The organism is Shewanella woodyi ATCC 51908 (assembly GCF_000019525.1).
GTDB lineage: Bacteria > Pseudomonadota > Gammaproteobacteria > Enterobacterales > Shewanellaceae > Shewanella > Shewanella woodyi.
The window spans coordinates 4846948-4862605 of the sequence record NC_010506.1 but is presented as its reverse complement, the minus strand read 5'-3'; the positions used below and the strand labels follow the sequence as shown (position 1 = coordinate 4862605).

Genomic DNA, 15658 nt, shown 5'->3' with positions numbered 1-15658 from the left:
AGTAGGCCAAAATGAATTGATTGTAACCTTTTGAATTTAATCAGTTTAAAGTTACTGGTGCAACTATAAACTCACGATATATCGCATATTCTTGATATGTCGTGCTTTATGTAAAGATGATAGGTTTATACTGATTGGTATTATAGAGGTCGCTCAATATTCAGTTTTTTCATGCGAGATCTGAGTGTGCTAGGGGGTAAGCCTAAAGCTGATGCTGCACCTAACGCGCCTGAGATCCGCCATTTTGTTTGCTGCAACACGCGAGTGATATGTTTTTTCTCCATCTCAGCTAAGGTCTGATTGGTTGAATTTGAACTTTGCTTCTGTTGGGGAGCCTGAATGGCTGGTAGTTGCGCGAGTTTAAGCACAGGGCTTTGTGAGAGTATGGTTTCTCGTTCGAGCACATTTTGAAGCTCACGAACGTTACCCGGCCAGGTGTGTAGCATCAACTTTTTCAACCCTTGTTGACTGACTCGGGTGATCTTTTTGCCCAATTTCCTATTCAAATCCTGAATTAAGTGGCTCACTAGCTCAGGTATGTCACTGAGTCTATCCCTTAGAGCGGGAACCTGAATTGGGAAGACATTGAGACGATAATAGAGATCCATACGAAACAGGCCTTGCTCAACTCGTTTTAGAAGGTCGTGATGAGTGGCGGTGATAAGCCTTATATCGACTTTAATGGTCTCACTACTACCAACCCGCTCAAACTCCTGCTCCTGAATGACCCTAAGCAGCTTAGATTGAGCTTCAAGGCTTAACTCGGCGACCTCATCCAGAAACAGAGTCCCTTTATTGGCTAGCTCAAATCGACCTTTACGCCGATTTGTTGCCCCTGTATAGGCGCCTTTTTCATGACCAAAAAGTTCACTCTCCAGTAAACCAGCTGAGAAAGCGGCGCAGTTAACACAGACCAGAGGCTTATCTGCACGTTTACTTAGTTTATGTAAGTTACGGGCGACCAACTCTTTACCTGTGCCATTCTCGCCACTGATAAGCACGGTACTTTCGGTATTGGCAACGAGTTTAATTTGCTGAATTAACTGTTTTATTTTAGGACTATTACCGGAGATCCCCACATCTCCTGTTCTATCCGCTAGCTCTAATTGGAGGTATTGATTCTCAGAGGAGAGGGTTTCAGAAAGGGCTTGAACCTGCTCTAGGGCTTCTCTGAGAGACTTTTCTGTTTGTTTCTGAATACTGATGTCACGAAATATCGCGACTACACCCATCATCTTCCCATCTTTATAAACAGGGGTCGAGGTGTAATGCACAGGGAAGCTAGATCCATCCTTGCGCCAAAATACTTCATGGCTAATCTCACGGGCAATACCATCATTGAGCGTGTTATAGATAGGGCAGTCTTCTTTAGGGTAGTGACTGCCATCGCTATGGCTATGGTGATGACAATTATGGATATTCTTGCCTAATAGCTCTTCGGCTTTCCAGCCTGTCATCCGCTCGGCTGCCGGATTAATAAAGACCGCATTTCCCGCTAAGTTAAACCCATATATCCCCTCACTTACCGCATTTAGGATAAGTTGATTTTCGGGCAGGAATTCAGATTGAAGCGATACTACTTGAGCTTTGGTTTTGGCCATAGGGTTAATTTGTCATTTAGCAGCATTCTGGTATCTAGCAGTATAGCGTTTTTTATTTCAGTCACGAAATAGCGTGGAAGGTTTTGAGTATGCGTAGTGGTGATGAATCAGCGCTTATTCTTTTTCTGACTATTAACGTTAATTTTCAGCATTTTCTCATCAAAACCTGACTTCTAATCAGAGGTGAACAAAATTTAAACTGAAACATACTTAATATTGGGGCTTTAAAGCCATTCTCGTGTATTTTATGTTAATTAATTGTTTCTTTAAGTGGTTGAATAGTCGCTAAAATCATTTTTACTACCATATTTGTCTAATTTAGCAATGGTAATTCTGAAACTTTTGTTATAGAAATGTGTCAGGAATGTTTTACGTTCCCGTGGGGTTACCCGAACTTAAAAGGCCAATTCAAATGGTTAGGTTTGGGTAGAGACGATATATAAAATAATAAAGAGAAAAATGATGACAATAAGAAACAGGAAGAAGTTTGGCTTCAATGCCTTGAGCTTTGCTGTATCAATGGCGCTAGCTGGAACACTCGCGTCATCTGCTGCATCGGCAGCTGATGATAAAGACAAATTGGAAGATGTTGAAAAGATTGCGGTGGTAGGCTCGCGCGCGACACCAAGATCCATCGGTGATTCAACGGTTCCTATCGACATTATCAGTGGTGATGATATTCGTAAATCTGGTAACTCAGATATGCTGGAAATATTAAAAGGTGCAGTTCCTTCACTTAACGTACACTCCAACCCTATCAGTGATGCAGCAAGTTTAGTCAGGCCTGCGAACTTACGTGGTTTATCGGCCGATAGTACGCTTATTCTGCTCAATGGTAAGCGCCGTCACCGCTCCTCTGTGATCGCCTTCCTAGGTGGCGGTATTAACGATGGTGCACATGGCCCTGATATCTCAGTTATTCCAAGTATTGCCCTTAAACAGGTAGAAGTACTTCGTGATGGTGCGGCGGCACAATACGGTTCAGATGCGATTGCGGGTGTGATGAACTTTGTACTCAAAGATAATGCTGAAGGCGGCTCTTTAGAGGTGAAAACCGGCGAGTACTATGAAGGTGATGGTGCGACAACTGAGTTGTCTGGCAATATTGGTATGCCGCTAACGGAGGATGGCTTTGTTAACCTGAGCTTCCAGTATAAAAATGCCGATCCAACCAGCCGCAGTGTACAGCGCCCCGATGCGCAAGCATTTGCAGATGCTGGGCTAGACGTGGCCAATCCTGCTCAGATCTGGGGCTCTCCTGAGATCAAAGATGATATCACCCTGTTTGCAAACTTAGGCTTAGATCTCGATGATCATTCAGAGGCTTATCTTTTTGGTAACTACTCTGAGCGAGATGTTAAAGGTGGCTTCTACTACCGTAACCCCCATAACCGTCCAGGTGTTTACTCAAATGATGATGGTGCAACACTGCTAGTTGGAGACTTAACTCCTGGTCCTGTTGGACAGGTCAACGATGGGCTTGGTTTAGGTGATGGTATTGACTGTCCTGTTATCAATATCACTTCTGCAGATGTTACTCAGCAGCAAGACTATATTGATAATGTTCAGAATAACCCTAACTGTTTTGCTTTCAATGAGATGAATGGGTTAGCTGGAGGTTTTACGCCTAATTTTGGTGGTAACATTGTCGATACCTCCCTTGTTGCCGGTACTAAAGGTGAGTTCCAGATGGACTTCCTTGAAGGCATTTTATATGACTTTAGTGGTTCATATGGCAGCAACGAGTCTAGCTATAAAATTGTTAATACCTTAAATGCGTCAATGGGTCCAGACTCGCCACGTGATTTTAATCCGGGCAAATACATTCAGACTGAGTGGAATTTTAATGCCGACTTTGTCAAATTTGTCGATTGGGGTCTTGCCGATGACGTGAGTATCGCGACGGGCCTAGAGTGGCATGATGAAACCTTTGAAGTGGTTGCTGGTGATGAGGCTTCATTTAAAGTTGGCCCGCTATTCTCACAAGGTTTTGGTATCGGTTCTAACGGTTTCCCTGGTTTTCAGCCATCAGCAGCTGGTGAATATACTCGTAAGAATAAAGCGATATACCTAGATACCAGCATGCCTATTTTTGATAGCTTAGTGGCAGAGTTTGCTGTGAGATACGAAGATTATGATTCGTTCGGTTCAACGGTAAATTATAAACTAGCGGCTAATTGGAATATTATTGATGAGCTTGCAGTTCGTGGCTCGTTTAATACAGGTTTCCGTGCGCCAACAGTTGGTCAAGCGAATGTGAGTAATGTACAAACTAACTTATCTGGCGGTGTATTAGTTGACTCGGCGTTGCTGCCGCCAACTAACCCTATCTCTGCACAGCTTGGTGGTACAGAGCTTACGCCTGAAGAGTCAAAAAGTTTCACTTTTGGTACGGTTTATACTCAAGGAGATTTCTTCTTAACCGTTGATTACTACAACATTAAGGTTGACGACCGTATTAGCCAATCTGAGAAGATTGAGTTAACTGATGCTGATAAGGCAACTTTGAAAGCTGCCGGTGTACCTAATGTTGATGGCCTGTCGCAGGTGAGCTTCTTTACCAACGATTTTGATACCACCACTCAAGGTGTTGATATTGTTGCAAACTACTCTGCTGAGCTGTTTTCGGGAGATTCAACCTTTGCGCTAGCCTATAACTGGAATAAGACAGAAGTTGACAGATACACAGATATTACTGGTGACTTTAAAGTTTCTCGCCTAGAGAACGATCTGCCAAACCACCGTGCTACCTTCACCTGGGGTCAGAGCTGGGATCAGTTTAACCTGTTTACCCGTGTGAACTATTTCGGTGAGTACCAAGGTGTGCACGTTGATTACGATGCTACGATCAATACTGGTGAAGCTGCGGTGACTGTAGATATGGAGCTAAGCTACTTTATCAATGACTCTTTCAGTGTTGCTCTAGGTGCGCAAAACTTGTTTGACCAAGATGCCACTGAGATTGACTTTACTCCTGCAGGAGCTGCTGAGTGTGGCGGTTGTACCAATAACCAGTGGGGTGGTATCTATTACGAGACATCGCCATTTGGCTTTAACGGTGGTTACTACTACCTTAAAGGCACCTACACCTTCTAACTCTTTATCTAAGTTAGTTAAGTTATTAGTTAAGAGCTTAGCTAAGAGTTTAGTTAAACGATAAATCAGAGCCCGAACAAGTGTTCGGGCTTTTTATTTTCATCGTTTGCCGTCAACTCTATTCACTAAAGCATAGAGCTTACTTGCAAACACTAGGTGCAACTTTTACCATTCAATTACTTTTAAAGAGACGTTTAGTGCTCTTTTATTCGGGAGAGCACCATGAGTTTTACTGCTTGGCTGGGATTACTGGCTATCTGTTGTTTAGGCGCTATGTCGCCGGGACCAAGTTTGGCCATGGTTGTCAGGCATACCTTAGGTGGCGGTCGAGGCAAAGGGATCATTTGTGCCTGGGCGCACTCTATTGGAATAGGTATCTATGCGTTAGTGACACTATTAGGTCTGGCGGTTGTACTTAAGCAAGCGCCCATGGTGTTTAATGGCATTGCCATCATAGGTGCCCTTTATCTTGCTTGGATGGGCGTTCAAGCCTTGAGATCTAAAGGTGGGATGTCAGATAAGTTAGCCGCTGGTGAAAATACCAGTGCATTAGAAGCTGCCCGTGACGGTATCGCTATTTCACTTTTTAACCCTAAAATCATGCTGTTCTTTTTGGCGCTGTTTAGTCAATTTGTGATGGTTGCTGATAACCTAGTTGGCCAGTCACTGATTGTATTAACTCCTCTCGTAGTAGACGGGCTTTGGTATACCATCATCGCCTTAGTATTGTCCCATAAGTCAGTATTGCCTAAGCTGAGGTCGAAGGCGGCATTGATCGATAAGTTATCTGGGGTTGTATTGATCTTGCTTGCGGTGCGGGTATTGGTGACTATCTAGTTGTAAGTTTCGAGTTGCGAGCGTTAACTCGCAACTTTCTTAGCTCAAAAGGTTTTAGCTTTTGAAAACCTGCACTGCGTCATCTTGAGCTGGTTCTTCAGCGGGCTCAGAGTGAGAGACTGGTGGGTGCTTGATATGGTCGTCTAAGTTGTCGTTGAGCATCGCTTTGTACTCATTAACGAACCATTCAAGGGCATTCTCTTTCTCTGCAGCTAGATCGGCAGACTTAAGTGCGGCTTCAAAGGCGTTAAAGCGCGAAGCGGCAAAGCGTAATGCGGTACCGACTTTACTAACATCTTGCTCTTTAGCGCTTAGCTCATTGGCTAGGGCAATAAATTGATCAGCTAACTGAAAAATGGTGGTCTCTTTACCTGCTTCTGACATGGTGCCTCTCTGTTTACACTCGGGTTAATATTTTTGGTTTAACATGGATTTTAACTTAATTTAGCCTTGAAGAAACCATAGGGTTTAACTATTGGGATCTTTATCGATGACGACACTGCCGTTGCGAGAATCATAACTGATACTTAAGTTGAGATTATCTCTGTAGTCAAAGCGACACTGGTTTGGCGAGATATAGTTCGCTTTATAGTCCGTCTCATCAGTTGACGTACTGCTTGATACGCTAGGCTCGTTACCTGCAAAGATAGTTTCCCATACTGAGATACAATCTTCTGTATTATCGAGTTGGGGTGAGTCTCCATCTGAGTCAGGTGTTCCCCAATGTTGTGCTGGCCAGCCATTGTCATTGAAGTCCAGCTCTCCACTTTCAGAGTCTCCGAAGGTAGGTAGATCATCTGCTGGGCCTGAGCCTACACGCACTGCCCAGACACTCCTTGCTAGGTTGATCCCAGATTTAAATGCGCCACCCGTACCAGCGACGGCTGAAACATGAGCATCTTCAGAGAGATTAATAAATTTTGGTAGGGCGACCACTGAGAGGATCCCGAGTATAATGATCACCACAACAAGCTCTATCAAAGTAAAGCCTGCGTTTTGGGTTAATGCTCTGGGTGGAGAGTGGTAATGCATTTTTAAATAAGCCCTGTGAAATCTAATCTGGGATTATATCACTTTTTTGAGGCACGCATTATGGTTTGCGGTTTTATGGCAATCTGTATTACCTAAAGATGGATGATGAGGAAAGTATGACACGAGTAAAAGATTGGGATGGTTTTCTTGCCGCAGAGAGGGAGCAAGACTACTACAGGGCACTGCAAGCTTTTGTTTTGGCAGAGCGTGCAAATGGCAAAGCTGTATTTCCTCCTGAAGCTGAGGTGTTCACAGCCTTTAACCTGACTCCACTCGATAAAGTCAGAGTGGTGATCATAGGCCAAGATCCCTATCATGGACCAGATCAGGCTCATGGTCTCTGTTTCTCGGTGAAACATGGTATTAAAATACCGCCCTCTTTGGTGAATATGTATAAAGAGCTCGCGACCGACATTCCCGGTTTTACAGCTCCAGAGCATGGCCATCTCTCCTCTTGGGCCGAACAGGGGGTTTTGATGCTCAATACAGTGTTGACGGTAGAGCAGGGGAAGGCACATTCACATGCAAAATCAGGTTGGGAAACCTTTACTGGACATGCAATGGAGCTGTTAAATCAACAAACATCTCCTATTGTATTTATTTTATGGGGCGCTCACGCCATTAAAAAAGGCAAAGTTATCACAGGCAAGCAGCATCATATCTTATCTGGTCCGCACCCATCTCCCCTATCTGCATACCGAGGTTTTTTTGGTTGTCAGCACTTTTCGAAAACCAATCAAATCTTAACCTCACTTGGAACCCCTGAGATCAATTGGCAGGTTTAGTGGTCAGATAGAAAAGGAGCCCTATGGCTCCTTTTTATTTTCAGCCCTAAACCACCTACTTCAGTAGGTGGTTATCATCAATTAGGCTTTGCCTGAATATCTACTCATGTTAATTGAACTCTAACTTTTAGCGAAGTAATAGAGGATAAAAAACATGAGTAGATATGAGAAAGCATCGCATGTGTATTGGCGATGTCAATATCACATAGTTTGGACACCTAAGTATAGGTTTAGGATTTTAAAGAATAAGTTAGGAAAAGATGTTTACCGATGTATTCATGTCTATAGTGAGCAGTTAGGGTGTGTGGTTGTAGAGTTGAATGTACAAATAGACCATGTACATCTGGTTATCAAAGTTCCTCCGAAGCTATCGATTTCAAAGTTGATGGGTGCTTTAAAAGGTAAAATTGCTTTGAAAATGTTTAGCAAGTATCCGTATCTTCGGAAAAATAAGCTATGGGGAAATCACTTTTGGCAAAGAGGTTACTTTGTTGACACAGTGGGGATTAATGAGGAAGTGATTCGAAGATATGTAAGGCATCAAGAAAAGGTTGAAAAACAGGAGCAGCCGCAATTAGATTTGAAGTAGATAACGCCCCCTTTTAGGGGGCTAATACAAAGCCACCTTCTTCAGAAGGTGGATTCTTTACATTTTGATACTTTTTATATTTGAATACTTGATCGCTGTTACTGCTCTTTGGCTAACCGATAATACTCCGCAAGCTCACCTGTGATGCGTTGCCCCTCTCTATCTAGCATAAAGAGTTGATTCTCTCCTACTTGATATTGATTACCTGATTGATCACTTCCGTTAGCATGCAGAGTTATCGCTGCGCCCGCTTCATTCCATTTAAGTTTACCTGTTTCAATGAAACGTTTACTGCTTTTCCCTAGATAGATAGTGACGAGCTTGTAGGTGTTGTCATAGTAGAGGATGAGCTCAGTCTTAATCCCTTCACAGCTGGCGCAAGGGGTGATGCCTGAGTATCGACCATTCCAGTCTAGCGAGTTTTGGCTATTATCTCCTACAGCGATAGGGGGCGCGATCTCTTCGCTTTTTACACTCTCTTTAATGGGCTGAGGAGCAGATTTACTGTCGGTTAAATCTGAGCATGCTAAAACGGTTAATGCCAACAGGGGCAGTGTGATCAATTGTAATTTCATCATTTTCCTTACGAAGCCATTTAGCAGAAAAATTAAAACAATAATCCAATACTAGATTGTTTTTAGCCACTGGTTTTCTGTAAATGTCATATAATTTATTGATAGCAGCATAACTCAAAAACGGGAGGATAACAGAAATGAGTTTAAAGACAGCTTGTATAGTCGTTTTGATGCTTGGCTGGCTGGTTCCTCCTGTATTTGGAGCCGATGAGAAAAAGACACTTAATATTGTCTCTACCAACTATCCGCCTTTTTATAGTGACAGTTATCGCAGAAACGGTGCAGTAGGTTATATCGTTGCAACCGCTTTTGGGCGCCGCGGTTATCATGTCTCCCATAAATTCTACCCTTTTACCCGTGCCACCTTACTGGTTAAAACAGGTAAGGCTGATGGCATCGTTGGGCTCTGGTATCGCAAAGAGCGTGAAGAGTGGGCTGAATACTCCCAACCTATTGTGCCGCTAAATATCGTACTCTATAAGCGAAAGGACAGGGATATCAGCTACGAGCAGCTATCAGATCTACAAGGTTTGCGCATCGGGATCGGTCGAGGATACGCAAATCCTGCTCCTTTTACACAAGCGAAGCTGTTTACTGAAGAGTCCAGCTCGGATGAATTGAATATGAAGAAGCTGTTTCTTGGCCGTGTGGATCTGGTGTTGATCGGACGAGAGCTTGCTCGTTACATTATTCGTACTGGCCCAGATGATTATGCCGATGCCTTTGAAGAGGTGGGGGTGCCACTGAGCACTGAAGTGTTTCATTTCGGTGCTTCTAAGCAGATCCCAGGTTATCAAAATTTAATCAGAGAGTTTAATCTGGGGTTAGAGAGTATGAGGCAAGATGGCACCTTAGATAAGGTTCTTAAAGAGTATAAGATCACCTCAAATATTGGCCTGACTCCACTGAGTGTCAGTGCAAATTAAAACTTCCATGTTTTAGTAGGGGTGATAATCATTGGCAGGGGGATATCCCAATGCTCACAAGGTAAACGATTGACTTGCTGGCAGTCATGAGCATAACCAATAGGAAGTGGTGAACCCATTCGCTCCCAATTCATCAGCGTTCTGTCATAAAATCCCCCACCCATTCCCATACGATTTCCAGCCTCATCGAACGCCACTAAAGGTGTGACAATCACATCTAATTGATGGGGCAAAATCATCTGAGTAATATCCAGTTTTGGCTCCCAAATCTTAAGGGAGTTTTGTACCAAGCTGGTGTTTGATCTATAGGCTAAAAAAAGCAGGTTGCCTTGACTAAAGGGGTGAAGCCTTGGCAGATAAACCTCGATATCATTTTGCCATAAAGCCTTAATTAATGGCTGGGTGTCCAGTTCGCCATCATTGGTTAGGTAGAGGGCTAGACGTTTTACCTTAAGCTCCTCAAGTTTAGTGAGCATATGTGCACAGGCTTGCTGACCAAAACAAGCTTGTTGCTGAGGGGAGATATTGCGTCTGGCTGCGCGAATATTGGATCTTATCTCGCTGCGTTTTATGGTCGCAGAGCTGGTCATCTTTTGTGGAGGAGTGGTTCCTTGGTGCAAAGCGGTCGCCTTTTTCTAATGCTACTTAATCAGCTTAACACTACCCATCCATTTGGATAAAGGTAATGGCGCGTTTGTTTAATTGAATTAAGCCTTAAAAAATAGATGCAATCATCTGCATCCACTCAGAGAGCTTGTTCGTATAAGTGGTAGTTATTAATCAAGAGAGCTATTTATGAAAACCACTTTTGCCACTTTACTTTTATCTATCGCGTTACTTGGATCAACTCAAGCCTCTGCTCAATGGACATTGGATTCAAACTCAGCTGCGTTGAACTTTTTATCGACTAAAGTGTTGATCAATAAACAGAGTATTACAGAAGTTTCAGGTTTTAATACATTATCTGGCACCGTTTCTGATGACGGAGAATTCATGTTAATGGTTCAGCTTGAGAGTGTGAATACTCAAGTACCAATTCGAGATCAACGCCTTCGTGATTGGGTTTTTCAGGTGGAGAAATACAGCAGAGTTGAGATTTCAGGTCAGATATCGAAATTAGAGCTCAAGGATTTAGCTATAGGTAAACCTAAGGGAATTACTCAGGCATTGATATTAAAAACACACGGGAAAGTACTAACATTAAAGGCAGAACTTCAGCTAGTGAAGAGTGCCGATGGCGCACTTCATGTTTCCACGCTTACGCCTATTTTGCTTGATATTAAGCAACTCGATATGAACCTTGGAGTTGAGAAACTCATTGAGGTGATGGGCTTAGCATCCATTAATCAACAGATCCCAATTACGTTTTATGGCACCTTTACTGAGCGTTAATGGGTCGATAACTGGTCTCATTTAAAAGATATGTTAAGAGAGCACTTTAATTGAACGAAACTGACGAGATGTTATTAGCGCGAACGGCGATGGGAGATAGAGAAGCGTTTAAGTCTTTATACCTGAGTCTTTCGCCTAAGATTTTTCCTGTATTAATGCAGCTTATGCATGATCGACAGCTAGCAGAAGATCTGCTTCAAGACACTTTTGTGCGGATCTGGGAGCAAGCTTCTCGCTATGATCTGAATAAAAGTGGAGCTTATACCTGGAGCTACACTATTGCCCGTCATCTAGCGCTGGATCATCTGAGGCGCAGCTCGAAACGTCGAACTGAGCATCATACCGAGCGGGAGATAGAACTTGATGTGACGGAGAGCAACATGTTTTCGTCAAGTAGCCACACCCAAGGCAGAGTCGATAACTGTTTATCACAACTTAAAGGTGATCAGCGCCAAGCAGTGATCTTGAGTTACTGTTATGGTTATGAACAGCGAGAACTTGTGGGGGTTTTGTCACACCCACTAGGAACCATCAAGTCTTGGTTAAGGCGCGGAATGGAGTTCATGCAACAATGCGTATCCCATTAAGGTATTACGACCCAGCTTTGCAGAAACAGCTTATTCATAGTTATGTTAGCGGTTTGATGAGCTATCGGGCTCGATTGCGGATGAGAGGATTACTGCAACAGCTGCCTGAACTCGAGGCGCAACTGTTAATTGCTGAGGCCGATTTTAAGCTGCTCAATGCAAATCTGGCGCAAGATGCACCTAGTGCTAAGAGTTGGAAACAGATCCAATTACGCCTTGGCTGGCAAGTAGAGCGTTGGTGGCAAAAAATTAACTATTGGAGAGCCACTTCTGCCGCATTAGCACTCTCTTTGCTTGTGACAATCACAGCGCAGGTTTATCTTCCTGACCAAGATACTTTGTCAGAATATGTACCCATCAGTTATGTCGGTATTCTAAATGCTGATGACACTGAGGCAAGTCTAGCGGCGGCTGTTCATCGCGCCACAGATGCAGAAGATGCTCCTTGGATGATGACCTTGCACCTGACTCAGCCATGGTCTGAATCAGCCGAGCCTGCTAGTTTATGGATCACCGATAGCCGTGGCCGTAAACGCTCAATGGGGCCAGTTCAAAGCCAAGATACCCAGCAGTTTCAGCTGACAGACTCCCAATGGCAATTTATTCAAGGTGCGGTGTGGATGGAGCTGATCGCTGATAATAATGGCAGAGTGATTTTGCAGGGCAAGTGCCTCTCATTAAAACAGTGGCAGAGTTAAATATAGCAATAATTTGTGTAGTCCATTTAGCGCAGGAGAGCACAAGAGTAGAGTGGACACTATTTCGCTTTAGCTTTAAGCTTGTTGGCGTAATATGAAGACAGAGCCTCTATTTAGTAAAAAATAAAAGGATGTCATTATGCGCCAACCAAATGGACCTATGCTTTTGTTCACTCCTCTCCACAACTTACTCATAAGTAACGTCATTTCATGAACAATCTTTCTCATCGCTGGCCATTTATTCTGACGATGCTTTTACTAATATTGGCCTTTGCGCCTCAAGTTTCCCGCGCATCAGATATCGCTAACAGTGTTACTGGACGAGAAGATAACCGTCTTGTTAATGGTGGTTACTTTGAACTGGGAGCGAGTGTCTATGGGGTGAATAAAATTGATGTTCGACAAACAGATCATCAAACCATACAACCCTCATTGCTACTAAGTGGCATGTACCAGTACAAAGGGCTCTTTGTTGAGATGCTACATCAATCTCAAGATGGCATTAATCTGGGGTATAACTTTTGGAATTCAGAGAACTGGTCGCTCGACCTTCTAGTCGCTAATCTTCAAAGCTCTTGGGCACGTCCAGAAGGAATAGATCCTAAAATGCTCAATGAGGCCGAGCGTGATCTCTATTTGATGTCAGAAGACTCCATCTATGTTGGGGCAGGCTTTCGTGCCACACGATATTGGGATGATCACTACGTATTTCAGTATCGCATAGTGAGTGATTATTATGATGATCAAGGGCTCCAAAGCTCAGCTCGGTTAGGGAAATCTTGGCAGGTTCGCAACTGGAACTTTCATGCGCTGGCCAGTGTTGAGTACGCTTCGGCGACCTTGAATAACCACCTGTTTGGTGTGAGTAGCGATGAGGCGACAACACGATTCCCTGAGTATCACCCCGATAGCTCGTTTCATTATGGTATGGAGTTTGGTGTTGCTTATCCTCTGAGCGAAAGTCTTGTATTCCGTGCCATGTATCGATTCAATGTATTGTCTGACGAAGTGACTGACAGCCCCTTTAATCAAGCTGGTCATGTGTCGTTTTTTAACGCCTCAATCAGCTATGTATTTTAGGCGGCGTATGGATAAGTTAAGCCTCTGGTTGCTATTACTCTGTTTAATCACTCCCTTGCCCGCTTTGAGTCAAGATAGCTCAATCGTGTTTACTGCAACCCCTGAGCGATGTGTTGCGTTGCATAAGGGACAGACCTGCTATCAGGATGTACTGTTTCAGTGGCAGACACCGCAAGTAGGCAGTTACTGTTTAGTCATGTCGCAAAGCCTGCATCAGTTAGCCTGTTGGAATGGTCAAGCAGTACAGAAGTATCAATATAGTTTCGAAGGCGACAGTACCACAACCTTTAGTTTAATCCGAAATGATGAAGCCGAGCCTTTAGCGGAGGTTAAGGTGGTGGTGACTTGGGTGTATAAAGCACCTAAACAGAGTCAGTCTGGCTGGAGATTATTTTAGCTATGTCTGCAGAAAAGCATATTTTGGTGGTCGAAGATGATATATCGCTGGCTGAGTGGGTTAGCGATTACTTACTCGATCATGGCTATCAAGTCACGGTTGCCAGTCAAGGAGACTTTGCCTTAGAGATGATTGCTGAGGAGCAGCCCGATCTTGTTTTGCTCGATGTTATGTTACCGGTTAAAAATGGCTTTGATGTATGTAAAGAGGCTCGTGCATTCTATGCTGGCCCCATTCTATTTATGACCGCTTGTGTCGAGGATGGAGATGAGATCCAAGGCCTAGAAGTGGGGGCCGACGATTATCTCACTAAACCTATTCGCCCAAAAGTTATGTTAGCTCGTATTAAAGCGTTACTGCGCCGTGCCATTGATGACAAACTTAAGCAGCAGCTGGTATTTGAATCTCTTATCTTAAATGCAGCTGCTAAGTCTGTCATGGTTGATGATGAGTTGTTAGATCTTAATGCCAATGAGTTTGATGTATTTTGGTTGCTTGCACTGCAAGCGGGAAAAGTGGTTAGTCGTATCGACTTAGTGTCTGAGCTTCGTGGTATAGAGTATGATGGCCTTGACCGCTCGGTTGATATTCGAGTGTCACGATTACGTAAAAAATTACAGGAAGCCAAAAGTCAGCCCTATAAAATCAAAACCATTCGCGGAAAAGGTTATCTATTTTGTCGCGACGATGATGAAGCAATGTTATGAAGAAGCTCATCGCCTCACTGGTTCTAGTGGTGTTAGCCTCAATTGCCAGTTTAGGTTGGTCTATTAGTGAATTTGCAAACCTACAAAGTTCTGATACACAAGAGCTAACAACGGTCGAACACCTAAGAGCACTGAAATTGATTGGGGCTGCCTTAGCGAAAAGCTTAGATAATGATCAAGCCGATGGTAGTTTTATTGATAGCTGGAATCTATCCAACTCAGAGAAGCTATCACTGATAGCCGAAACAGAGTTTATTCTCCCTTCATCACTGCAATCTCAGTTTAATACCGAAGCATCTCTGTTACTTGAGTCAGCTGAAGGGATCTCTCTACATTACCGATTACCCAATACAGGACAAGTGCTCAACATTAGTACCAAATTGGTGACGTCAACTGATGATAGCTTAAGTTTAAATAAGCTCTATACCATGATCTTTTATGTGGGTGTGGTTGCTATTTTATTCTTGTGGGTATCCCCCTTGATCCGTCAGCTACTGAATTTAAGCCAAACTGCTAAAGCGTTTGGTATGGGAGAGTTAGGGCAAAGAATCAAACTTAATAAGACCTCCTATATAGGTTCAATAGAGACCGAATTTAATCGTATGGCGGATAGGATCCAGCAGTTAGTTGATGATAATAAACTACTGAGTCGAGCTGTGTCCCATGATTTGAAAACACCAATCGCACGACTTAGGTTTGGTATTGAGGTGTTAGAGGAGAATCAAAATGAGCAGTTACGAGAGAAATACTTCCAGCGATTAAATCGAGATCTCGACACTATGGAGGAGCTGGTGATGACGCTTCTAAGCTATGCTCGTCTTGATCAAGCTAATATTCAGCCAGAGATTCAACCGATAGAGCTAAATGCGTGGCTAGAGCAGAAACTCGCTAAGCACAATAGTGCTGCTTGCTCTGTTAGTTTTGTACCTTTGCCTCAGTCAGTCATTGTTAATAGCGATCCTAAATATTTATCGATGCAAGTGAGTAACTTGCTCAATAATGCTCAAGGCTTTGGTCAATCAAAGGTGCAAGTATTGCTGGTGGTCGAGGCTGATCAAGTGTGGATCCATATTGATGATGACGGTCCAGGCATAGATGCAGAGGAAGCTGAGCAGATCATTAAACCTTTTGTTCGTGGTAAACAGAGTCGTGATAATTCTGGACATGGCATGGGGCTGGCAATTGTAAGCCGTATTGGTTTGTGGATGGGTTCAACATTAGCGATTGGCCATGCTCCTACGCTTGGTGGTGCGCGCATGTCGCTTAGGTTTACATCTTTTAAAGGCTCAGAAAAATAGAACTTTATAAACCGTCTTAATTAAAAATTGTAAAAGAGAAAGCGCCTTAAAGTAAGGC

Annotated in this window: 17 protein-coding genes; 12 read left to right on the top strand and 5 right to left on the bottom strand. The window is 43.4% G+C overall.

All coding sequences use genetic code 11. The features are described from left to right. Positions 1-140 precede the first annotated feature (140 nt). Positions 141-1601 (bottom strand): sigma-54 interaction domain-containing protein, encoded by a 1461-nt coding sequence (locus tag SWOO_RS20495; protein ID WP_012326579.1) that lies wholly within the window; start codon positions 1599-1601, stop codon positions 141-143. 462 nt (positions 1602-2063) lie between these two features. Between SWOO_RS20495 and SWOO_RS20490 the strand changes: the two genes are divergently transcribed. Both SWOO_RS20490 and SWOO_RS20485 read left to right on the top strand, forming a co-directional pair. Further along, complete coding sequence (locus tag SWOO_RS20490; protein WP_012326578.1) at positions 2064-4697, top strand: TonB-dependent receptor plug domain-containing protein; 2634 nt, start codon at positions 2064-2066, stop codon at positions 4695-4697. Positions 4698-4919: 222 nt separating this feature from the next. Further along, a complete protein-coding gene (locus SWOO_RS20485) occupies positions 4920-5534 on the top strand; it encodes a LysE family translocator (RefSeq protein WP_012326577.1) in 615 nt (204 codons plus the stop codon). Positions 5535-5588: 54 nt separating this feature from the next. On the opposite strand, the gene SWOO_RS20480 is transcribed toward SWOO_RS20485, so the two are convergent. Both SWOO_RS20480 and SWOO_RS20475 read right to left on the bottom strand, forming a co-directional pair. Further along, positions 5589-5918 carry a DUF3144 domain-containing protein gene (locus SWOO_RS20480; protein ID WP_012326576.1) on the bottom strand — a complete coding sequence of 110 codons (330 nt, stop codon included), beginning with the start codon at positions 5916-5918 and terminating at the stop codon, positions 5589-5591. An 84-nt stretch (positions 5919-6002) separates the two neighbouring features. Next, positions 6003-6566: a pilus assembly FimT family protein gene (locus SWOO_RS20475; RefSeq protein ID WP_012326575.1), complete on the bottom strand. Its 564-nt coding sequence runs from the start codon at positions 6564-6566 to the stop codon at positions 6003-6005. Between the two features lie 116 nt (positions 6567-6682). Between SWOO_RS20475 and ung the strand changes: the two genes are divergently transcribed. Both ung and tnpA read left to right on the top strand, forming a co-directional pair. Beyond that, positions 6683-7351: a uracil-DNA glycosylase gene (gene ung / locus SWOO_RS20470; protein ID WP_012326574.1), complete on the top strand. Its 669-nt coding sequence runs from the start codon at positions 6683-6685 to the stop codon at positions 7349-7351. Between the two features lie 154 nt (positions 7352-7505). Further along, complete coding sequence (gene tnpA, locus SWOO_RS20465; RefSeq protein ID WP_012323117.1) at positions 7506-7940, top strand: IS200/IS605-like element ISShwo2 family transposase; 435 nt, start codon at positions 7506-7508, stop codon at positions 7938-7940. A 98-nt stretch (positions 7941-8038) separates the two neighbouring features. Here the strand turns inward: tnpA and SWOO_RS20460 are convergent, their stop codons facing one another. Continuing rightward, entirely contained in the window at positions 8039-8518 is a 480-nt protein-coding gene (locus tag SWOO_RS20460) for a copper resistance protein NlpE (protein WP_049774392.1), read from the bottom strand. A gap of 134 nt (positions 8519-8652) precedes the next feature. On the opposite strand from SWOO_RS20460, the gene SWOO_RS20455 reads away from it, so the two are divergent. After that, a complete protein-coding gene (locus tag SWOO_RS20455) occupies positions 8653-9441 on the top strand; it encodes a substrate-binding periplasmic protein (protein WP_012326572.1) in 789 nt (262 codons plus the stop codon). On the opposite strand, the gene SWOO_RS20450 is transcribed toward SWOO_RS20455, so the two are convergent. Continuing rightward, complete coding sequence (locus SWOO_RS20450; protein WP_012326571.1) at positions 9438-10061, bottom strand: 5-formyltetrahydrofolate cyclo-ligase; 624 nt, start codon at positions 10059-10061, stop codon at positions 9438-9440. The genes SWOO_RS20455 and SWOO_RS20450 overlap by 4 nt on opposite strands. A gap of 175 nt (positions 10062-10236) precedes the next feature. Here SWOO_RS20450 and SWOO_RS20445 point away from each other — a divergent pair, with 175 nt between their 5' ends. The 7 genes from SWOO_RS20445 to SWOO_RS20415 all read left to right on the top strand — a co-directional run bounded on the left by SWOO_RS20445 (position 10237) and on the right by SWOO_RS20415 (position 15600). Beyond that, positions 10237-10833, top strand: coding sequence for a YceI family protein (locus SWOO_RS20445; RefSeq protein ID WP_012326570.1), 597 nt, complete (start codon positions 10237-10239; stop codon positions 10831-10833). Positions 10834-10883: 50 nt separating this feature from the next. Next, a complete protein-coding gene (locus SWOO_RS20440; protein WP_195742821.1) occupies positions 10884-11420 on the top strand; it encodes an RNA polymerase sigma factor in 537 nt (178 codons plus the stop codon). After that, positions 11405-12118 carry a hypothetical protein gene (locus SWOO_RS20435; protein ID WP_012326568.1) on the top strand — a complete coding sequence of 238 codons (714 nt, stop codon included), beginning with the start codon at positions 11405-11407 and terminating at the stop codon, positions 12116-12118. The genes SWOO_RS20440 and SWOO_RS20435 overlap by 16 nt, the downstream gene beginning before the upstream one ends. Positions 12119-12367: 249 nt before the next feature. After that, complete coding sequence (locus tag SWOO_RS20430) at positions 12368-13198, top strand: MipA/OmpV family protein (protein ID WP_229377442.1); 831 nt, start codon at positions 12368-12370, stop codon at positions 13196-13198. Positions 13199-13205: 7 nt separating this feature from the next. After that, positions 13206-13595 carry a DUF3019 domain-containing protein gene (locus SWOO_RS20425; RefSeq protein ID WP_012326566.1) on the top strand — a complete coding sequence of 130 codons (390 nt, stop codon included), beginning with the start codon at positions 13206-13208 and terminating at the stop codon, positions 13593-13595. A 2-nt stretch (positions 13596-13597) separates the two neighbouring features. Beyond that, the gene (locus tag SWOO_RS20420) at positions 13598-14302 is read left to right on the top strand and encodes a response regulator (protein WP_012326565.1); all 705 of its coding nucleotides are present in this window, start codon (positions 13598-13600) and stop codon (positions 14300-14302) included. Beyond that, complete coding sequence (locus tag SWOO_RS20415) at positions 14299-15600, top strand: ATP-binding protein (RefSeq protein ID WP_012326564.1); 1302 nt, start codon at positions 14299-14301, stop codon at positions 15598-15600. Before SWOO_RS20420 ends, SWOO_RS20415 begins: the two co-directional genes overlap by 4 nt. The last annotated feature ends 58 nt before the right edge of the window (positions 15601-15658 follow it).

What these genes read in the sequence shown, in the direction of transcription:
- SWOO_RS20460 (WP_049774392.1), bottom strand. Translation starts at nt 8,518, where the DNA reads ATGATGAAATTACAATTGATCACACTGCCCCTGTTGGCATTAACCGTT.
- tnpA (WP_012323117.1), top strand. Translation starts at nt 7,506, where the DNA reads ATGAGTAGATATGAGAAAGCATCGCATGTGTATTGGCGATGTCAATAT.
- ung (WP_012326574.1), top strand. Translation starts at nt 6,683, where the DNA reads ATGACACGAGTAAAAGATTGGGATGGTTTTCTTGCCGCAGAGAGGGAG.
- SWOO_RS20415 (WP_012326564.1), top strand. Translation starts at nt 14,299, where the DNA reads ATGAAGAAGCTCATCGCCTCACTGGTTCTAGTGGTGTTAGCCTCAATT.
- SWOO_RS20495 (WP_012326579.1), bottom strand. Translation starts at nt 1,601, where the DNA reads ATGGCCAAAACCAAAGCTCAAGTAGTATCGCTTCAATCTGAATTCCTG.
- SWOO_RS20480 (WP_012326576.1), bottom strand. Translation starts at nt 5,918, where the DNA reads ATGTCAGAAGCAGGTAAAGAGACCACCATTTTTCAGTTAGCTGATCAA.
- SWOO_RS20490 (WP_012326578.1), top strand. Translation starts at nt 2,064, where the DNA reads ATGACAATAAGAAACAGGAAGAAGTTTGGCTTCAATGCCTTGAGCTTT.
- SWOO_RS20485 (WP_012326577.1), top strand. Translation starts at nt 4,920, where the DNA reads ATGAGTTTTACTGCTTGGCTGGGATTACTGGCTATCTGTTGTTTAGGC.
- SWOO_RS20430 (WP_229377442.1), top strand. Translation starts at nt 12,368, where the DNA reads ATGCTTTTACTAATATTGGCCTTTGCGCCTCAAGTTTCCCGCGCATCA.
- SWOO_RS20420 (WP_012326565.1), top strand. Translation starts at nt 13,598, where the DNA reads ATGTCTGCAGAAAAGCATATTTTGGTGGTCGAAGATGATATATCGCTG.
- SWOO_RS20475 (WP_012326575.1), bottom strand. Translation starts at nt 6,566, where the DNA reads ATGCATTACCACTCTCCACCCAGAGCATTAACCCAAAACGCAGGCTTT.
- SWOO_RS20435 (WP_012326568.1), top strand. Translation starts at nt 11,405, where the DNA reads ATGCGTATCCCATTAAGGTATTACGACCCAGCTTTGCAGAAACAGCTT.
- SWOO_RS20455 (WP_012326572.1), top strand. Translation starts at nt 8,653, where the DNA reads ATGAGTTTAAAGACAGCTTGTATAGTCGTTTTGATGCTTGGCTGGCTG.
- SWOO_RS20425 (WP_012326566.1), top strand. Translation starts at nt 13,206, where the DNA reads ATGGATAAGTTAAGCCTCTGGTTGCTATTACTCTGTTTAATCACTCCC.
- SWOO_RS20445 (WP_012326570.1), top strand. Translation starts at nt 10,237, where the DNA reads ATGAAAACCACTTTTGCCACTTTACTTTTATCTATCGCGTTACTTGGA.